We start from the raw sequence: 1,025 nt of genomic DNA, 5'->3' as shown, positions 1-1,025 counted from the left end.
CTTGGCGTTGTCATAGGGATTACCCCGTCGGCTCATCGACCCCGTCAGGTCGTGGGCGGCGAGCAGCTCGCGATAGGCCTCGGATGCGTATTGCGACCCGCGGTCGGAATGGTGAATGCAGCCCTTCGGTGGCGCGCGGTTCCGGATGGCAGCCTTCAGCGCCGCCACGGCAATCCGGGCGTCCATGGATCGGCTGATGGCGTAGCCGACCACCTTGCGTGACCAGGCGTCCAGGACGGCGGCCAGGTAGACGAAGCCACCCGGGATGGCCACGTAGGTCAGGTCCGCGACCCACAGCTGGTTGGGGCGATTGGGGGCGAGATCCCTCGCGAGGTCCGGGTAGATTGGCCCGCCATGATCGCTGTCCGTCGTTACTATGTAACGGCGGCGTTTCTTGGGCTGCAGGCCGTGCTCGCGCATCAAACGCCGGAGCTTCTTGCCGTTCACCACGATACCCTGGTGACGGAGCGCCGCCCCGACCCGGCGGTAGCCGTAGCACTCGAACTCGTCGCAGATGACGCCGATCCGGGCCAACAGGCTTCCCTCCTCCAATAGAGCGGGAGCCGCGTCGTAGAAGGTGGATCGCGAGAGCCCCATCACCTCGCACCCCCGGGCGACGGAGAGGCCGGCGGGCCGGTGACGACGGAGGTACTCGCGCCTTTCGGCCGGGGACCATGCTTCAAAGCCCCCTTTAGCAGCTCGAGCTCCAGCGCCTGCCGTCCGACCATCCGCTCCAGTGCCGCGATCCTGGCCTCGTACTCCTGGATCAGATCGGCTGCCTGGGCGTCCTCATCCAGGGCACCGGCCTCGAACTTGCCGACCCAGATCCGGATCAGCTGGCGCGAAATGTCGTGCCTCTTGGACAAGGCGTGCAGGGTCTCGCCCGCGATGAACTCCTCGGCCACCTGCCGCTTGAATGCGACACTGTGGGAACGGTGCCGTGCCATGACTTCCATCCTCCGGAAGCCCAGCCAGAGAGGTCAATCCATTTCGCCCAAGCCGTCCACCAGGAGGGGCGCACTCCA

General features: G+C 66.3%; 1 protein-coding gene and 1 pseudogene. Both read right to left on the bottom strand.

Going from position 1 to position 1,025, the window contains the following annotated elements:
• Positions 1-609: pseudogene (locus ACLIBK_RS25565) on the bottom strand (IS3 family transposase); the annotation flags it as partial.
• The gene (locus ACLIBK_RS25560) at positions 597-947 is read right to left on the bottom strand and encodes a transposase (protein WP_415390117.1); all 351 of its coding nucleotides are present in this window, start codon (positions 945-947) and stop codon (positions 597-599) included. The gene ACLIBK_RS25560 and the pseudogene ACLIBK_RS25565, both read right to left, overlap by 13 nt.
• Between the last annotated feature and the right edge of the window lie 78 nt (positions 948-1,025).

It is taken from the genome of Roseomonas sp. BN140053 (genome assembly GCF_047690175.1).
Classification (GTDB): Bacteria; Pseudomonadota; Alphaproteobacteria; order Acetobacterales; family Acetobacteraceae; genus Roseomonas.
Note: the sequence above shows the minus strand (reverse complement) of the source record. Positions and strands in the feature narration are given on the sequence as shown.